Annotated in this window: 14 protein-coding genes; 8 read left to right on the top strand and 6 right to left on the bottom strand. The window is 66.8% G+C overall.

Annotated elements, in window-relative coordinates; all coding sequences use genetic code 11:
- Positions 1-239 precede the first annotated feature (239 nt).
- Together AC6CH2_RS02705 and AC6CH2_RS02700 are read right to left on the bottom strand one after the other, a co-directional pair.
- Positions 240-650, bottom strand: a complete 411-nt coding sequence (locus AC6CH2_RS02705) for a hypothetical protein (protein WP_498267823.1) — start codon at positions 648-650, stop codon at positions 240-242.
- A gap of 121 nt (positions 651-771) precedes the next feature.
- Positions 772-2658: a glycoside hydrolase family 9 protein gene (locus AC6CH2_RS02700; RefSeq protein WP_498267822.1), complete on the bottom strand. Its 1887-nt coding sequence runs from the start codon at positions 2656-2658 to the stop codon at positions 772-774.
- A gap of 125 nt (positions 2659-2783) precedes the next feature.
- On the opposite strand from AC6CH2_RS02700, the gene AC6CH2_RS02695 reads away from it, so the two are divergent.
- From AC6CH2_RS02695 to AC6CH2_RS02680, 4 genes are all read left to right on the top strand, one after another.
- Positions 2784-4031 (top strand): ROK family transcriptional regulator, encoded by a 1248-nt coding sequence (locus AC6CH2_RS02695; protein WP_498267821.1) that lies wholly within the window; start codon positions 2784-2786, stop codon positions 4029-4031.
- 117 nt (positions 4032-4148) lie between these two features.
- Positions 4149-5312, top strand: a complete 1164-nt coding sequence (locus tag AC6CH2_RS02690) for a carbohydrate kinase family protein (RefSeq protein ID WP_498267820.1) — start codon at positions 4149-4151, stop codon at positions 5310-5312.
- A gap of 15 nt (positions 5313-5327) precedes the next feature.
- Positions 5328-6575 carry an MFS transporter gene (locus tag AC6CH2_RS02685; RefSeq protein ID WP_498267819.1) on the top strand — a complete coding sequence of 416 codons (1248 nt, stop codon included), beginning with the start codon at positions 5328-5330 and terminating at the stop codon, positions 6573-6575.
- A gap of 69 nt (positions 6576-6644) precedes the next feature.
- A complete protein-coding gene (locus AC6CH2_RS02680) occupies positions 6645-9374 on the top strand; it encodes a TonB-dependent receptor (RefSeq protein WP_498267818.1) in 2730 nt (909 codons plus the stop codon).
- 86 nt (positions 9375-9460) lie between these two features.
- Here AC6CH2_RS02680 and AC6CH2_RS02675 read toward each other — a convergent pair whose 3' ends face one another.
- On the bottom strand, positions 9461-9913 hold the full coding sequence (locus AC6CH2_RS02675) for a VOC family protein (RefSeq protein ID WP_498267817.1): 453 nt from the start codon (positions 9911-9913) through the stop codon (positions 9461-9463).
- Between the two features lie 226 nt (positions 9914-10139).
- Here AC6CH2_RS02675 and AC6CH2_RS02670 point away from each other — a divergent pair, with 226 nt between their 5' ends.
- On the top strand, positions 10140-10793 hold the full coding sequence (locus AC6CH2_RS02670) for a glutathione S-transferase family protein (RefSeq protein ID WP_498267816.1): 654 nt from the start codon (positions 10140-10142) through the stop codon (positions 10791-10793).
- A 54-nt stretch (positions 10794-10847) separates the two neighbouring features.
- Here the strand turns inward: AC6CH2_RS02670 and AC6CH2_RS02665 are convergent, their stop codons facing one another.
- Entirely contained in the window at positions 10848-11645 is a 798-nt protein-coding gene (locus AC6CH2_RS02665) for a hypothetical protein (protein ID WP_498267815.1), read from the bottom strand.
- 400 nt (positions 11646-12045) lie between these two features.
- On the opposite strand from AC6CH2_RS02665, the gene AC6CH2_RS02660 reads away from it, so the two are divergent.
- Positions 12046-12606, top strand: coding sequence for a flavin reductase family protein (locus tag AC6CH2_RS02660; RefSeq protein WP_498267814.1), 561 nt, complete (start codon positions 12046-12048; stop codon positions 12604-12606).
- A 102-nt stretch (positions 12607-12708) separates the two neighbouring features.
- Here AC6CH2_RS02660 and AC6CH2_RS02655 read toward each other — a convergent pair whose 3' ends face one another.
- Both AC6CH2_RS02655 and AC6CH2_RS02650 read right to left on the bottom strand, forming a co-directional pair.
- Positions 12709-13548, bottom strand: coding sequence for a type 1 glutamine amidotransferase domain-containing protein (locus tag AC6CH2_RS02655; RefSeq protein ID WP_498267813.1), 840 nt, complete (start codon positions 13546-13548; stop codon positions 12709-12711).
- Between the two features lie 55 nt (positions 13549-13603).
- Positions 13604-14305, bottom strand: a complete 702-nt coding sequence (locus AC6CH2_RS02650; RefSeq protein WP_498267812.1) for a type 1 glutamine amidotransferase domain-containing protein — start codon at positions 14303-14305, stop codon at positions 13604-13606.
- Between the two features lie 98 nt (positions 14306-14403).
- Here AC6CH2_RS02650 and AC6CH2_RS02645 point away from each other — a divergent pair, with 98 nt between their 5' ends.
- Both AC6CH2_RS02645 and AC6CH2_RS02640 read left to right on the top strand, forming a co-directional pair.
- Positions 14404-15324, top strand: a complete 921-nt coding sequence (locus tag AC6CH2_RS02645; RefSeq protein ID WP_498267811.1) for a LysR family transcriptional regulator — start codon at positions 14404-14406, stop codon at positions 15322-15324.
- A 150-nt stretch (positions 15325-15474) separates the two neighbouring features.
- Positions 15475-16401, top strand: coding sequence for an alpha/beta fold hydrolase (locus tag AC6CH2_RS02640; protein ID WP_498267810.1), 927 nt, complete (start codon positions 15475-15477; stop codon positions 16399-16401).
- The last annotated feature ends 4 nt before the right edge of the window (positions 16402-16405 follow it).

Below are 16405 nucleotides of genomic sequence, written 5' to 3'. Positions count from 1 at the left end.
GGGTGCAGCCCCTCCCGTGCTCTCCCTCCTCCCGGCAACGCCTGCGTGGGCCTGGCGGCAGGACTACGAGCGGCGTCGGGTTTGGCCCGCAGCAAGAACGCGGTGCGGAAATCCACGCGGCAACTCGTCAAGGTCGTTGTGGTCGACCTCGCCGAATATCGGGTCAACGGCCTGGCTGTCGGCTAGCGCGACGTCCCGGAGTTGCCGCACTCAATCCAAGGTCCCCACGACCGGGGCCTTCATTTGCAGGCGTCGTAGACGCGATCGTTCCAGGCCCTGCGCCCGTCATAGCCGGTATGCCGGCCTTGTTCGCTATCGAGGTATGCATCGCGTTGACGCTTCATTTGCTCGCAGGCATTGAAGCTGGATGCTCCAGGTCCGATGACCGTGCCCGGTCCCGCGCCATTCCTTGCGCGATGGGCTTGCCGCGCAAGATAGTCCGGATCGACAGCAGGCCGACGTGCGGGGCGAATCTTGCCGTAAGCATCGCTGCTCGTTACTTCCGTGCCCCAGGTCTTGACGTAAGCTTGGCCTGGCGCACACGGCTCCGATTGGTAGCTGACGTCCTTGCCGCTGACGCACTTGTGTATGTCCTGCGCGACAACCGAACGCGCCGACAGCAACAGCAACACTGCAATCCATGCTCGCATAGCGCCCCCCTGCGCTCTCCATTGCCCACAGCCTACAACAAGGCCGGTCCCGGGCAGGTCGTTGAACTACTTCAAATGCGGCCTTTAGCGGGCGGCGGATGACGCGAACGCTGCAAGCCGCTCAGCGTGCTTCGGCAGTCGTCTCGCCGGTGGCCATCGCCATGGCCGCAAACAGCATCCACGTCGTATGCGGGATCCACTGCTCGACCCAGCGCCACTGCTCGGAATCCGGGCCCGGCGCGAAGCTGATGCCGGCGCCGGTAGCGCTGTCCGGGGCGCCGGTAATGCCGTTGGAGATGCCGCCGACGAACATTTCGCCAGCGCTTTCCAGCACGGTCGGCGGGTTCTTCTTGCCGAATCCGTAGAGCATCGAGATGCCGTAGGGGTTGCGGCCCAGGGTCCAGTCGAGCTGGCTTTGCGCGTAGGCGGCTTGGTCGACAGGCAGGCCGTAGCCTGCGGCGCCGTGCTCGGCCAGCTTGCGGCCGCCGACGACCATCGCTGCGCTGAGCGAGGCCAGGCGGGCGCTTTCGCCCTGCCACCAGTAGCCGGTTTCGTTGCGATGCGGAATGAAGAACCCTTCCAGTACGTCGCCGGCGGCCTTGCCGCCCTGCGCGAGTTGGAAGCGCTGGCGGGCATAGCCGTACGGGTTGGCGACGGCGTTGGTGATGCTCAGCTCGTGCTTCAGCGCCGACGCGATGGCATCGAGTACGCGTTGGCGACGTCCCTGCTCCGGTTCGATATCGACATAAGCCGCCAGGCTGATCACCGGCAGGCCGGCTTCGGCGGCGTGGTAGTAAGGACGGCGGCCGCCGTCGCTGACGAAGCCGCCGTCGGCTTGCTGCCGAGCGATTAGGTTGGCGGCACGCTCGCGCGCATCGTCGAGATAACGGGACCGGCCGGTGGCGTTGTGCAATTCGACCAGCGCCATCAACGCGGTGTAGTCGTCGATGATGTTTTCCTTGCCGTCGGCGCCGTACTGCGGGTTGAAGCGGCGCAGATGGGCGTAGGCGCGTTCTGCATCGGCCAGATACTGGGCCCCGTCGAATTCGCCATGGCGGCCGGTTTGTTCGGCCAACATCGAGGCGCGCGCGAGCGCCGCGATGGCCATCCCCCCGCCGGCGCGAAACGCCGAGCGGTACAGCGTGGTGAAGGTGCCGGCCGCACCTTCGTAGCCGGTGACCATGCGTTCGACGCCCGGCGTGCCCCACTGGTCGAACACCGTGGTGTAGAAATAACCTTCCGCATCGAGGATGCGGTGCAGATAGTCCGCGCCCCAGAACGCCTCGTCCTCGACCTGGGCCTGCAGGCCATGGGCGGCGAACAGATCCTTGCGCGCATGCGCGCCGTAGGCCAGCACCCAGGCCGCCATCGAGGCCTGCTGCGGATTGAAATGGTTGGCGTAACCCAGGTGGGACAGGTATTTGCCCTTGTCGCCGCCGGCGTCCTGCCAGCCGCCCCACACGTCGACCTGGCGCGAGGTCTGGAAGATGCGCAGCTTGCGATCGGCCTCGTCCGTGTGACGGCTGCGCTTGAAGTACGCCAGCAGCTGCGCGCCGGTCGTGGCGAAGACCGCGTCGTCGCGCACGGGCACCGGTGACGACAGCGCACGCTGCTCGCCGATACGCACGTCCACTTCGTACTCGCCAGGTTCCTGGACCTCGGAAAAATCGACATCGAAATAGCGCTTGGCCGGGGTCCACTCGGTAAACGGCTGCAGCGGCCGCAGTTCGCCGCGCTTGATCGGCTTGCCGTCGCGCAGCACGGTGTAACTGCCCTCCCCGGCCTTGCCTGCGTATTCGACGACGGCCCGCTTCGGCCCCTGCCGCTCCAGCGCCACCTGGTTGATCTGTACCAGCAACGGCTCCGTGGGCAGGCTCACCGACACCGAGGTCTCCGGCGTCGCCGGGTCGGAGGCGGCGCCGGCCGTGTGCAGCCAACTGGACAGCGCCAGGGCGAGCGCGGCCGTCACTCGAACTCCGGTCTTGCGGGACTTCGGCAAACAGGTCATCGGCACGGTTCCGGATAGACTAGGGCCAGTGCAACTTAGCTACCCCAGCGGCGGCCGTCAATAAATACTTCACATGGATGTATGAATAATGCGAGACCCTCCCCTGCCCAACCGGTTTCGAACCCATGAATAGTGGTCGCGGCGCCACCCAGCAATCCAGCGCCCCCTACAACCGCCGGCTGGTGCTGGATTTCATACGCCAGCATGGCGCGGCCTCGCGCAAGGACATCCAGGAAAAGGTCTCGCTCAGCCCGCAGACGGTCGCCAACATCACCAACGAGCTGGAATCGATCGGCCTGATCGTCTCGCGCCGGCAGAAGGACCTGAAGACGCGCGGCCAGCCGCCGATCGCCTTCGAGATCAATCCCGACGCCGGCCAATCGATCGGCATCAGCCTGGAACCGGGCCGCGCCTCGGGCGCGCTGGTGAATCTGCTGGGCCAGATCGATGCCCGCTGCGAGGTGCAGTTGCAGGGCTGCGATCGCCCGCAGTTGCTGGCCGGCCTGCTCGAACTGGTGGCCAAGCTGCGCCGTCGGGCCAACGGCCGGCTATGGGGCATCGGCGTGGCCCTGCCCGGCCCGCTCGGCGACACCGAACTGAGTTTCGTCGGCCCCACCGCGCTCGAAGGCTGGAAGGACTTGTCGATCCTCGACCAGTTGCAGGAAGCCACCGGCCTGCCTCTGTTCCACAGCGTCGACAGCGTGGCCGGCGCGCTCGGCGAGACCCTGTACGGGGTCGCCAGGCATCTGGACAATTTCTTCTACCTGCACCTCAGCATGGGCCTGGGCGGTTCCTTGATCGTCGGCCGCAACACCTATCGCGGCGCCGACGGCAACGCCACCGAGATCGGCCACGTGCCGGTCGTGCCGGGCGGCACGCCCTGCTACTGCGGCAATCAGGGCTGCCTGGAGCGCTATCTGTCGCTGCATTCGCTGGCCGAGGCGCTGAGCCTGGACGACGGCCAGATCCGCACCCCGGATCTGCTCGACCGCCTGGACGACGCCGACGATCAGCCGCTGCAACGATGGTGCCTGCAGGCCTCGCAGCGGCTGCGCGACGCCATCTGCATGATCGAGAACATGCTCGACCCGCAGACCATCGTCATCGGCGGATCGGCGCCGCAGAAACTGGTGCAGCGCCTGGTCGACCTCGCCCAACCGCTGCATCGCTCGGTACGCGGCCGCCCCGCTCCGGAACTGCCGCGGCTGATGATTTCCCAGCGCGAGGAAGATTGTTCGCTGCTCGGCGCCGCAGTGCTGCCCATCCACGAGTTGCTTTCGCCGCGCCTGGAGGGTCTCCAGAAGGACGAGCTTGGTGAACAGGCGGCCGAATTGCTCGGCCATCGCCCAGTCGTCGGCGGGCGTCGGATTTAATTATACTTCCACTGGATATTTTTATTGACAGGGCGAAATCGGGCTGCCTATAGTCGGCCCATGAAGCTCGATCAGCCCCAGTCCGGTCCACCACAATCCGGCTCGTCCCAATCGGGCTTGTCTCAGTCCGGCTCGTCTCAGTCCGGCTCGTCCGAGTCGAGGCCGGCGCAGGCCGGTCCGCCCGAGCTCGCCCAGCCCGAATACGACCCGCCCCGACTCGTCATCGTCGGCGACGTCAGCGTGGACCTCGTCCTCGGCACCTTGGACGGCTGGCCCAAGATCGGTACCGAGCAACTGCTGCCGCGCAGCGAGCTGCGTGCCGGCGGCTCGGCGGCCAACGCCGCCCTCGCCGCCCGCCACCTCGGCCTCAGCCCGCATCTGATCGGCGCCATCGGCGACGACGACCTGGCCCAGTGGCTGCGGCTGCAACTGACAGGCATCCAGGTGGACCTGCAGACCTGCGCCAGCGACACCACCGTGTCGGTCGGGCTGCTGCACGCGCATGGCGAACGCACTTTCTTCACCAGCTGCGGGCATCTGCAGCACCTGACCCGGGCCTTCGTACTGTCACACCTGCCGCCGGCATCGCCCGGCAGCGTCGCCTTGTTCACCGCCCCGTTCCTGCTGCCGGCGCTGCGCGAGGACTTCAGCCGTCTGCTGGCCGAGGCCTCGGCCAAGGGCTATCGGGTCGCGCTCGATACCGGTTGGCCGCCGGAAGGCTGGACGCCCCAGGTGCACCGGGAGGTCGAAGGCTGGCTGGCCCACTGCGACCATCTGCTGATCAACGAGCTGGAAGCGATGAGCATCGCCGACCGTCGGGATGGCGATCGGGGTCCGGACGGCAGCCCGAGCCTGGAAGACAGCCGAGATCTGGAGCTGGCCGTGCAGCGCGTCGCCGACCTGCTCAAGCCCGGTGCTTATCTGATCGTCAAGCTCGGCGCCGCCGGCGCCCTGGGCCACGTCGACGGACACAGCATTCGCTACGCCGGCGAAGCGGCCCTCGACATCTTCGACACCGTCGGCGCCGGCGACGGCTTCAACACCGGCTATCTGGCGGCGCGCCTGACTCAAACCGGCGCCAACCAAGCCCACCCCAATCAGGCCCACCCCAATCAAGCCGGCGCCCGCCAGGCCAGCACGCATCGAGCCAGCGCGAACCAGACCGGCCTGCGCGATGCGCTCGCCGCCGGTTGCCGCACCGCCAGCGCGATCCTGCCCCGCTTCCCGCGCAAGAGCATCGCCCCCGGCGAGCTCTCGCATTGCCTGCTGCCGCAATCCTGACCCGAAGGCGCGACCATGACGCACCGGCCGATGATCGTCAGTTACATCCTCTTGATCTGGTTCGCGATCTCCTTCATCACCAACCTGATCGGGCCGCTGATGCCGATCGCCATCCAGGATTTCGAGTTGAGCCTGACCATGGCCGGCTTCATGCCGTTCTCGTTCTTCCTGGCCTACGGCCTGATCTCGATTCCGGGCGGCGTGCTGATCGAAGCCCGGGGCGCGCGCTTTACCCTGTTCGCCGCCTTCGCACTGAACTGCATCGGCGCGTTGGCGATCGCGGTGATGCCGGGGTACGTCTCGGTCGTGGCCGGGTTATTCGTCATCGGTCTGGGCATGGCGCTGCTGCAGGTGGTGATCAACCCGCTGATGCGCACGGCCGCCGGCGAGGAGCACTTCGCCTTTTTCTCGGTGATGGCGCAACTCGTGTTCGGTCTGGCCTCGTTCCTCAGCCCGCTGGTATTCAAGTACTACATGCAGCGCCCGGGCGTGGACGGGCAGCCGCTGGCCTGGCTGACGTTCTACTGGTACTTCAGCGCCGCCTTCGTGCTGCTGGTCCTGCTCAACTACAGGTTGCCGCTGCCCGCGGTCGCATTGAAGGAGGACGAGCGCACCGGCAGCCGCGAGGCCTACCGCAGCCTGCTGCGACGCCGCGACGTGCGGCTGTTCTTCCTCGCCATCGTCGCCTACGTCGGCACCGAGCAGTCCCTGGCCAACTGGATGTCGCAGTTCCTGCACAGCTATCACGGCATGTCGGCCACCGACCAGGGCGCCATCGCGGTCAGCCGCTTCTGGGGCCTGATGTCGCTCGGCTGCCTCGCCGGCCTGGGCTTGCTGAAGCTGATGGATTCGAAGTGGGTACTGGCGATCTTCTCGAGCCTGGCCATCGTCTGCCTGGCGCTCGCGCTCTACGGCCCCGCGGATCTGTCCGCGCTGGCTTTTCCCGCCGTGGGTTTTTTTCTGTCGGTGATGTTCTCGGTGATCTTCTCGCTGGGCTTGAACTCGGTTACCCAGCACCACGGCGCGTTCTCGGGAATCTTGTGCAGCGGCATCCTCGGCGGCGCGATCGTGCCGCTGTTGATCGGCTTCATCGCCGATCACTGGGGTCTGCGCGCGGGCCTGTCGCTGGTCTTCATACCGCTGCTCTACATCCTCAGCGTCGGCGCCTGGGCCAGGCCGCTGGTACGCAACCGCACCGTGTACTCGGCGAAAGACACATCCGCTTCGAACAGGCCCGCTTCGAACACGACTGCCTCGTCCTGAGCGGGCGACGCCATCAGCCACTGCGCGCGGGGCCGCCGGCCCGAGCCGCCGTACAACCAGGAGCCCATGATGAAAAAGCATCCCAGCGATGTTCGACCGACCGGCATCGCCGTCGCGGTGGCCGCAGTATTGATCGGCTGCGCGACCGCACCGGCCATGGCCCAGTCCAGGGCGGCCGGCGAGAGCCAACCGGCCAGCGCCGGACAGGTCGGGGCCGGGCTGGCGGGCGCTGAGCCTGCCGGGGCCAAGCCGGCCGAGCCCGGCGAGGCCCGCACCACGCTCGAGACCGTGCACGTGTCCGCGACCCGCATCGAATCGGATCTGCTGAAAACACCGGTGACCGTCACCGCCGTCACCCAGGAAGCATTGACCCGCGAAGGCATCCGCGACGTGCGCGGCCTGTCCGGCAGCATGCCCAATCTGCAGATCGCCGCCGGCCCGGATTCCGGCGTGCAGGTCAGCATCCGCGGCATCGGCGCCAACAACTTCACCGAGATCGGCGACCCGGCCGTGGGCCTGCACGTGGCCGGCCTGTACTCGCCGCGCCCGCAAGGCGCGTTGGCGCTGATGTTCGACGTGGACCAGGTCGAAGTGCTGCGCGGCCCGCAGGGCACGCTGTTCGGCCGCAACTCCACCGGCGGCAGCATCAACATCATTCCGGCCAAGCCGCGCTTCGACTCGAGCTTCGGCAGCGCCGAGCTCGACGTGGGCAGCTATAACCTGCGCCAGCTCAACCTGATCCAGAACATCGCGGTCAACGACCGCTTCGCCCTGCGACTGTCCGCGACCAAGGTCGAGCGAGACGGCTGGGTCGACCAGCAACAGGACTTCACCGACGTCGATATTCCCGAGCGCGGGTTCATCGCCGACGGCATCCCCGACGTCGATCAGCGCCGCAACGTCAAGGTCGGGCGCGACGAGTACTACTACAACCGCGACGAATGGGCGGTGCGCCTCGCCGCCCGCTTCGCCGTCACCGACGACGTCGAGTGGCTGCTGGCGTACGAAAAATTCCAGAACTCCGGCGCGGGCCAGGTGGGGCTGAAGGATTGCAAGCAGGCTGCCGGCACCCGCTTCGCCTGCCAGGGCGGCAAGTGGGACGTCAAGATCAACGTGCCCGGCAAGACCGACATGTCGATCGATACGGTGCGCTCCAACCTCAACTGGTTCCTCAGCGACAGCAACAGCATCGAATACAGCGTCGCCTTCGCCACCCAGAAGCGCTCGCAGATCGCCGACGACGACGGCGGCTACCACGAGATTCCTTCGCAGGTCACCGCGACCTTGCCGGTACCGCCGGAAGGCGACTGGGGCGTGTGGCCGGTGCGCGACAACACCTCGATCACCCTGGACTCGAAGTACAAGTCGTTCGTGCACGAGCTGCAGTTCAAGCATCAGGGCGAACGCCTGAAGCTGGTGTCCGGCCTGTTCTGGATGCACGAGAAGAATCAGATCAACTACGCCCAGGAAATGCTGGTCAACGCGCCGTTCGGTTACCCGATCAGCCAGTTCTATCACCAGCCCAACCGCCAGATCGACGCCAAGGCGATCTTCTCCCAGGCGGACTGGCGTTTCGCTCCCACCTGGACCGCGACCTTCGGCGCACGCTACAGCCGCGACTCCAAGACCGACCGCGGCGGCCAGGTCTACGGCGGCTGGGACGCCGAATCCACCGCCTACTACAACGGCCTGTACCACCCGGGCACGCCGGGCGAGCCGGGCTTCCGTCCCCACAACGGCCGCGACCTCACCGAGCGCATGGGACCGTTCGGCGGCATCGATGCCTACAAGCTGTGGGGGCCGCCGGCCGAGAACGAACACTCCGAGTCCTGGCGCAAGGTCACTTGGCGCCTGGGCTTGACCAAGGACTTGTCGGACGACGAAATCCTGTTCACCTCGCTGTCCACCGGCTACAAGGCCGGCGGCTTCGGCGACAAGGACGATGCCTGCGGCGGCAAGGTCTGCGTGGACGGCCCGCCCGGCCCGCAATACACCTTTTTCCCGTACCAGCCGGAAACCGTCACCAATTTCGAAATCGGCTACAAGGGGCTGTTGCTGGACAAGCGCCTGAGCCTGTCGGTCACCGCCTTCTACAGCCGCTACAAAGACATGCAGGTGACCGGCGATTTCTATGCCGCCAAAGTGCACGTCAACGAGCCCTGCCCGGACTGGGACCCGACCTGCGACGTGATCAAGAAGTGGCAGACGGTCAACGTCGGCACGGTCAACATCCCCGGTCTGGAACTGGAAGTCGACTACCTGCCCACCCCGAACACGCGCATCGGCGGCTTCTTCTCCTACATCGACAGCAAGATCAAGGACTACCCCACTTTCAGCGACGAATGGAATTGCGGCGTGCGCGAAGAGTTCGGCGCGGTGCCCTGCCCGGAACCCTACAGCGGCCCCGACCCGACCCTGGCCGGCCGCCAGATCTACGACATCACCGGCCATCATCTGCCGATGACGCCGAAGTTCACCGCCGGCGTGAACGTCTCCCACACCTTCAAGTTCGGCAACGGCTATGAGCTGGTGCCCTGGCTCAGCGTGAAGTGGCAGGACAAGATGTATTTCACCCTGCGCAACCTCGACAACGCGCACATCTCCGACGCGCAAGAGGCCTATACGACGGTGGACGCCAGCCTGAGCCTGAAGTCGCCCTCGTTCTGGCGCGCCGAGCTGTACGTGCTCAACGCCACCGACAAGATGACCAAGAACTGGGCCGACGACGCCGGGGGCTTCATCCGCGGCTACTGGAACGATCCGCGCACCGTGGGCCTGCGAGTGCGCCTCGACTATTGATGCGGGCCAGGCCGCAGATCGTCGTGATCACCCTGTGGCGGCTATAGCGAAGCCGAGCCGCCACAGGGTGCTACGCCGGCGATCGCCTATCGCGGCGCCTGCTGCCCGAGGTCCTGGGCCAGCCCGACAAGTATCCCCTCCGGGCCGCGGAGGTAGCAGAGCCGATAGGTGTCGAGGTAGTCGACCACTTTGCCGACGAGCTTCGCGCCGCGTTTGCCGAGGCGGGCGAGCGTGTCGTCGAGGTCCTCGACGGTGAACATGACCCTCAGGTAGCCGAGGGCATTCACCGGCGCGTCGCGGCGATCGGCGACCGCGGGCGGTGCGAGGAATCGCGAGAGCTCGAGCCGGCCGTGACCGTCCGGCGTGCGCATCATGGCGATCTCGACGCGCATGTCGCGCAAGCCGGTGACGCCGTCGGCCCAGTCCCCTTCGATCGGGGCGCGTCCTTCCAACTCCAGGCCGAGTTCGGCGAAAAATTCGATGGCGGCGTCGAGGTCTTCCACCACGATGCCGATATTGTCCATGCGCTTGATGGTCATGACGCCTCCGGAAGGTTCGACCCAGCCCGGCCCGGCCCGGCCGTCGATCAACCCGGCGAGCATAAGTGTTTTGGTCGCGATGGGCGCCCTCCCGCGTCTCGTGCCCGGGACCGCCGAGTCGCCATCGCGCCTGCGATCTCCCGATAATGTCGAACCCGGGTCCGCTCGTTCGTCGTACTGCTGAAGCAAGCAAAACCGAACCGGTGTCTACCAGGAGAGCATCACGATGAGCGTCGTCATTACCGCCTTTGAACGGTCGCCCGACGGCGGCAAGGGCCTGGCGCGCGACACGCGCGTGCGCTGGGCGCTGGAAGAGGTGGGCCAGCCGTACGAGGTGCGCCTGGTGTCGTACCGGGCGATGAAGGAGCCCGCCCATCTGCGCCTGCAGCCGTTCGGCCAGATTCCGACCTATGAGGACGGCGATCTCGCCTTGTTCGAGACCGGCGCGATCGTCCTGCATCTCGCGCAAAGTCATCCGGGTCTGTTGCCGGAGGAGGCCAATGCGCGGGCGCGGGCCATCGGCTGGATGTTCGCCGCGCTCAATACCGTGGAGCCGCCGATCCTCGACCTCGTCGTCGCCAAGTTCCATGAAGGCGACCGGCCCTGGGCCAAGGAACGCCTGCCCCTGGTCGAAGATCGCATTCGCCATCGGCTGGTCCAGCTGTCCGTCCGCCTGGGCAATGCCGACTGGCTCGATGGCGCGTTCAGCGCCGGCGACCTGATGATGGTGTCCGTGCTGCTCAGGCTGCGGCCGTCGGGCATCCTCGACGAATTTCCCGGACTGGCCGCGTATGTCGTGCGCGGCGAAGCACGCCCCGCCTATCGGCGTGCATTCGCCGCGCAATGGGCGGTCAACGCCGCCGCGGCGCGGGCCGGCTGAGGCCGGGTTATCGGCTCGCGCAACTCAGCTCGCGCAACGTCGCCTGGCGCCGGACTATCGACGCGGAACAGGCGATGGCTTCACCGAGGCATTACCCGGCCCGGGCGCCTCGCGGTCGCGACGCAGGATGATGCCGGGTCTGGCGAAGAACAGATCCTTGCGCGAGGCCAGCAGCGCATCGACCTGTTGGCTGTCGCCGGTTACGAAGGCGGTGAGCTCCGGATCCTCATCGTTCGCCTTCGCCGAGCGCAGCAAGCGGTCGAGTTGCCCGGCCGAGGCGATTCGGATCTCTTCCTGATCGCTGCCGGTGTATTGGATGCGGCCGTCCAGATCGCCCGCGGCAATCAATCGCGCCACGCGCCGGGTATCCATTCCGTGGATGGCGATCCGGTCCGCACTCACTGAGTACCGATAGAGCATGAATCCATCGCGCAGTAGCGGCTCTTCGTCTTCGCGGCTGCCGTCCTGCCCGTCTTCCATGCGCTGGCATGAACTCGGTTGGGTGGCGGAAGCGGCGGCGGTCGCGAGGATGTATCCGCCGCCGGCATCGGGCAGATAAGAGAATCGCAGTCCGGTCAGGTCCGAGGGGCAGCGGCCGGTCTCGCGCGAGATCAAGCCGCAGTCTTTGGGCCGGACCTCGAAATGCCCGTTTTCTTCATCGCCGCGTCTGGGCTCCTGCGCCCCTTGTTCCATCGGCTCGCCACTGAACCAGTGACCCACCAGGCGAGGATCGCAGGCCACCGGGGCGCCGCTCGGCGGCGATTCGAACAAGGTGGGCGAGCATCCGCTCAACAGCACGAGAAGCAGGCTCATCCACGGCAGTGGGCGCAGCGACGATAGCGATGCATGCATGAAACGTCCCTCCTTGGGGCAAGTCGAACAGTCCGGCGACCTCGGCATCCCGGCGCGCGCCGAACGGCCGTGCCGATCGGGTCGAGCGGACGGCAGGATACCCCGATACATTGCGGCTCGCTTAGCCCGCCCGTGGGGCTACGGGATCGTTCCGGACGAAGCCGCATGGCGATGCAGGCCAGTTCCCCATTCGTTACGCGCTGCCGTGGCGATGCTCACGTACGGGTAACGCCCGCGGCTTTTAGATGTCGCCCAGGCGCACAGCGCCGACGAGCATGCCGGCACTCGATACGCGAGGCGAGCCGGGTCGCCGCCGCGGCGCATCGCCACTGGCCGGTGGGCGGCAATCCGCTCTTTTGTCGCGAAGCCGGTGCCGCCGCCGTTTCTCCGGAGAATCGCGATGCCCAATCGCAAGAAACAGGATTTCCCGGTGAGCGAGATCCGTCGCTACCTGGAGCCGGGCCCGGTGGTCCTGGTGTCCTCGCGATGGGAAGACCGCACCAACATCATGACGATGGGCTGGCACATGATGCTCGGGTTTTCGCCGGCGCTGTTCGCCTGCTACATCTGGGAGGAGAATTACAGTTTCGAACTGATCCGGCGCAGCCGCGAGTGCGCGATCAACCTGCCGACCTCGGACCTGGTCGATACCGTCGCCGCGATCGGCAATTGCAGCGGCGCCGACGGCATCGACAAGTTCGAGAAGTTCGGCCTGACCGCGCAACCGGCCGAGAAAATCCGGGCGCCGCTGATCGCGCAGTGCCATGCCAACTTCGAGTGCAAGCTGGTCGACGACCGCCAGATCGATCAGTACGGATTGTTTATCTGGCAGGTCGTGAAGGCCCATGTGGCGGCCTCTCCGAAACGCCCGAAGACCCTTCACTATCGGGGCGACGCCGAGTTCATGGTGTCCGGCGCCCACCTCAGCCGGCTCAACAGGTTCAAGCCTGAAAACCTGTAGCTCGCGCGCACTGCGATGCAGCAGTGCCGCGCCGGCCACCGTTCAGCCGGCGAATACCGCAGGAAGCGAATGCGGCACCGTCGCCGGGCGGCGATGCTGGCGCTATTTCAAGCGCTTGAGCAGCTCCTGCGCCACGCCGATCGCCGAGGCCGGGTTCTGGCCGGTGATCAGCTCGCGATCGATCACGATGTTGGCGGCCCACGGCGCGGAGTTGCTGCGGTAGCGCACCCCGGCCTGCTGCAAGGCGGTCTGCGGATAGAACTGCATCTCGCCGCCGCCGAGTTGCGGCTTGGCCTGCTCTTCTTCCTGGTTGCTGATCACGGTGACCTGGTAGCCGCTGTAGATCCACTGCGGCCGGCGCCGGGCCTGGCCGGCGGCCATCGAGGCCGCGTAGCCGGCGGCATCGGGCAAGGTCGACAGCAACGCGATCGGCCCGTGGCAGACCAGGGCGGTGGTCTTGTTGTGCGCGTGGAAGTCGGCCAGCAAGCGTCCCAGCGCGGGGCTCTTGAGCAGGTCCTGCATCGGCGCGTGGCCGCCGGGGATGTAGACCGCATCGAACCGGTCGTAGCCCAATTGTTCGATCCGCGCCAGGCTCAGCACCGGCGAGTTCTCCCTGGAGGTCAACTTCAACCGCTCGAGCAGGTTCTGATGCGCCTGCAGGTCGGCCGCATCGTTGCCGAAGTACATGGGGTCGACGGATTTCGCATCGACGGTCGGCGCCTGTCCCGTCGGCGTGGCGAAGGTGATCCGGTGGCCGGCATCGAGCAGCAGCTTGACCGGCTGCATCAGTTCGTTGAGGTAGAAACCGGTCGGAAAGACCTTGCCGTCCTTCAGTTCGAGGCGATCGGCATCGGACAACACGACCAGCACGTCGCCGGCCTGGGCCGAGCCGGCCGCGAGAAACAAGGCGGTCGCGATGGCGAGGCTGTGGAGGGATTTCATGATGAGTTCCTGGTGGATTCGGTCTGGTGGACTTCGGTTCGGACGAAGGTCGGGTTCATTGCGCCAGCAGGGCATCGCGCAGGGCCGCCCCTACCCCGCTGGCCGACTGCGGGTTCTGGCCGGTGATCAGGCGCCCGTCGACGACCACCTTGGCGTTCCAGTCCGGCGCGGGGCGATGGCGCGCGCCGCGCTGCTCCAGGGTGGAGGCCAGCAGGAACGGCACGACCCGCTCGAGCTGCACTGCGCGTTCTTCGCTGTCGGTGAAGGCGCTGACGTTCTTGCCGGCTACCAGATAGGCACCGTCGCCGAGCGTGACGTCGACCAACGCGGCCGGGCCGTGGCAGACCGCGGCGACCGGGCCGCCGGCCTCGAAGATCTCGCGGACGACGCGTTGCACATCGGCGTTGCCGGGAAAGTCCCACATCGCGCCGTGACCGCCGGCGAAGAAGATGCCGGCATAGCGCGAGGCGTCGACCTCGCGCAGGCGCCGGGTGTGGCGCACCGCCTCGCGGAACTCGGGTTGCGCCCAGTAACGCGCGTTGATCGGATCGTCCAGGTTCAGGCCGTCGACCGGCGGCTCGCCGCCCTGGATCGAGGCGAACTCGACCGCTATGCCGGCCGCCTGCAGTTCCGCCAACGGGTGGGTGACCTCGCCGAGGTAGTACCCGGTCGGCTGCCCGGTGCTGCCCTTGATGCCGTGGCTGGTCAATACGAACAACACTGGTTTCAGAGGGGGGACGGAGACGTTCTGGCTCATGGCGGTGACCCTGCGGGAAGGAAGGAGGCCACTGTATTGCGCACTTTCGTGGCGATAAACTGGCTGCCCAGAAAAGCTTTTATTCTCCTGAGGACAAGATGAGCCGGAAATTCGACTACCTCGGGGACGTGGAAGCCTTCATCGCCGTGGTCGACCACGGCTCCTTCACCGCGGGGGCGGTGGCGTTGTCGACCACGCCCTCCGTGCTGAGCCGTGCCCTCGCCCGCCTGGAGGCGCGCCTGGGCCGGCAACTGCTGCAGCGGACCACGCGACGGCTCGGCCTGACCGAGGCCGGCCGCGTCTACCTGGAGCAGGCGCGCTCGGCGTTCGCCCTGCTCGACGAGGCCGAGCGCGAGGTGCAGGGCCAGGAAGGCGAATTGGCCGGGCGGGTGCGGATCAGCGTTCCGACCACCTATGGGCACTATCGGTTGCCGCCGCTGCTGGCGCGGTTCGCCCGGCAATACCCGCAGATCCAGGTGGAACTGAACATCACCAACCGCAACGTCGACCTGGTGGCGGAGGGCTTCGATCTCGCGATCCGCCTGGGCCAGTTGCCCGACAGCGGCCTGGTGGCGCGCAAACTCGAAGACGCGGCCTTGCTGCTGGTCGCAGCGCCGGACTATCTGCAGCGGATGGGACGGCCGCGAACCTTGGAGGACCTGCAGGTGCATTTGTGCCTGCCCTTCGTCATGCCGCGTACCGGCCGCATCGCGCCGTGGGCGTTCCGCGATGGCGAGCGCGACATCGACTGGCTGCCGGGCTCGTCGATCGAAATCTCCGACGATGTATTGGGCGTGGTGTCCTTGGCCGAGCACGGCATCGGGATTTGCCAGAGCTACGACTTCATCGTCCGCGATCGGATCGAACGCGGCCGCCTGGTCGAAGTGCTGCCGCAGTTGCGCGGCCGCTCGCGGCCGTTCTCGGTGGTGTACGCGCCGCACCGGCGTCAATCGGCGGCGGCGCGCGCCATGATCGAGTTGCTGGCCTCGAACGCGGTTCAAGATCGGCCGGCGGCTTGAAGAGACCTGCCGGGCCGGATACGCCAGGCTGCCTCCATAGCGATGCCGGCGTTAACCCGGGGTTGCGCGATCGGACATCGGCGCTCACGCACGAACAACACCGCTGCCTCTTAGATGTCGCCAGGCTTGCAGCGCTGCAACGACGACGACATGAGCACAACGCCCTCCATTCGCACCGAGCTTGCGCAATCGGACGCCGACCGGACTGCCGCCGTCAGGCACGGCCGCACGGTCGTCGACGGCCATGAGATCTTCTACCGCGAAGCGGGCGCCGCCGATGCACCGGTGCTGCTGTTGCCGCATGGTTACCCCTGCTCGTCCTACGAGTTCCGCAACTTCATGCCGGCGCTGGCCGACCGGTGGCGGCTGATCGCGCCGGATTTCCCCGGCTTCGGCTACAGCGGCACGCCCGAGGGCTTCGATTACAGCTTCAACGGCTATGCCCGCTTCCTGGCCGCGTTCGCCGACCGGCTGGGCCTGCAGCGCTACGTGCTGTATCTGCACGATTACGGCTCGCAGATCGGCCTGCGCCTGGCGATCCGGGCGCCGGAAAAGATCGCCGGCTTGATCGTGCAGAACGGCGACATCTACGCCGACACGCTCGGCCCCCAGTACGAAGGCCTGCTGCGCCACTTCGAGCGTCCCAGCGACGAAACCCGGCAGAAGCTCGTCGATGCGGTGAGCGAGGACGGTTATCGCGACGAGTTCCTCAACGGCATCGGTCCCGGCCTCGCGCCGCTCGTGTCTCCCGACTTGTGGAACCTGCATTGGGCCTTGACCACGCCCCGGCGCGCCGAGATCGCGCTGGCGCTGATGGAAGGGCTGAAGGAAAACCTGGACTGGTTTCCGAAATACCAGGCCTATCTGCGCGAACACGCGCCGCCGGCCTTGATCGTGTGGGGCCCGCGCGACGGTTACATGCCCGAAGCGTCGGCGCGCGCCTACCTGCGCGACCTGCCCGACGCCGAACTGCATCTGTTCGACGACGGCGGCCATTGGCTGCTGGAGACGCATCTGGACCGCGTGGTCGCGTTGACCCGCGGCTTTCTGGAGCGCCTGCCGCGCTGGCAACGCTGACGCA

The organism is Lysobacter sp. GQ73 (assembly GCF_059758755.1).
Note: the sequence above shows the minus strand (reverse complement) of the source record. Positions and strands in the feature narration are given on the sequence as shown.

Bases quoted from the DNA above. Each gene is read 5' to 3' on its own strand.
- AC6CH2_RS02705 (WP_498267823.1), bottom strand. From the start codon at position 650: ATGCGAGCATGGATTGCAGTGTTGCTGTTGCTGTCGGCGCGTTCGGTT.
- AC6CH2_RS02700 (WP_498267822.1), bottom strand. From the start codon at position 2,658: ATGACCTGTTTGCCGAAGTCCCGCAAGACCGGAGTTCGAGTGACGGCC.
- AC6CH2_RS02695 (WP_498267821.1), top strand. From the start codon at position 2,784: ATGAATAGTGGTCGCGGCGCCACCCAGCAATCCAGCGCCCCCTACAAC.
- AC6CH2_RS02685 (WP_498267819.1), top strand. From the start codon at position 5,328: ATGACGCACCGGCCGATGATCGTCAGTTACATCCTCTTGATCTGGTTC.
- AC6CH2_RS02680 (WP_498267818.1), top strand. From the start codon at position 6,645: ATGAAAAAGCATCCCAGCGATGTTCGACCGACCGGCATCGCCGTCGCG.
- AC6CH2_RS02675 (WP_498267817.1), bottom strand. From the start codon at position 9,913: ATGACCATCAAGCGCATGGACAATATCGGCATCGTGGTGGAAGACCTC.
- AC6CH2_RS02670 (WP_498267816.1), top strand. From the start codon at position 10,140: ATGAGCGTCGTCATTACCGCCTTTGAACGGTCGCCCGACGGCGGCAAG.
- AC6CH2_RS02665 (WP_498267815.1), bottom strand. From the start codon at position 11,645: ATGCATGCATCGCTATCGTCGCTGCGCCCACTGCCGTGGATGAGCCTG.
- AC6CH2_RS02660 (WP_498267814.1), top strand. From the start codon at position 12,046: ATGCCCAATCGCAAGAAACAGGATTTCCCGGTGAGCGAGATCCGTCGC.
- AC6CH2_RS02655 (WP_498267813.1), bottom strand. From the start codon at position 13,548: ATGAAATCCCTCCACAGCCTCGCCATCGCGACCGCCTTGTTTCTCGCG.
- AC6CH2_RS02650 (WP_498267812.1), bottom strand. From the start codon at position 14,305: ATGAGCCAGAACGTCTCCGTCCCCCCTCTGAAACCAGTGTTGTTCGTA.
- AC6CH2_RS02645 (WP_498267811.1), top strand. From the start codon at position 14,404: ATGAGCCGGAAATTCGACTACCTCGGGGACGTGGAAGCCTTCATCGCC.
- AC6CH2_RS02640 (WP_498267810.1), top strand. From the start codon at position 15,475: ATGAGCACAACGCCCTCCATTCGCACCGAGCTTGCGCAATCGGACGCC.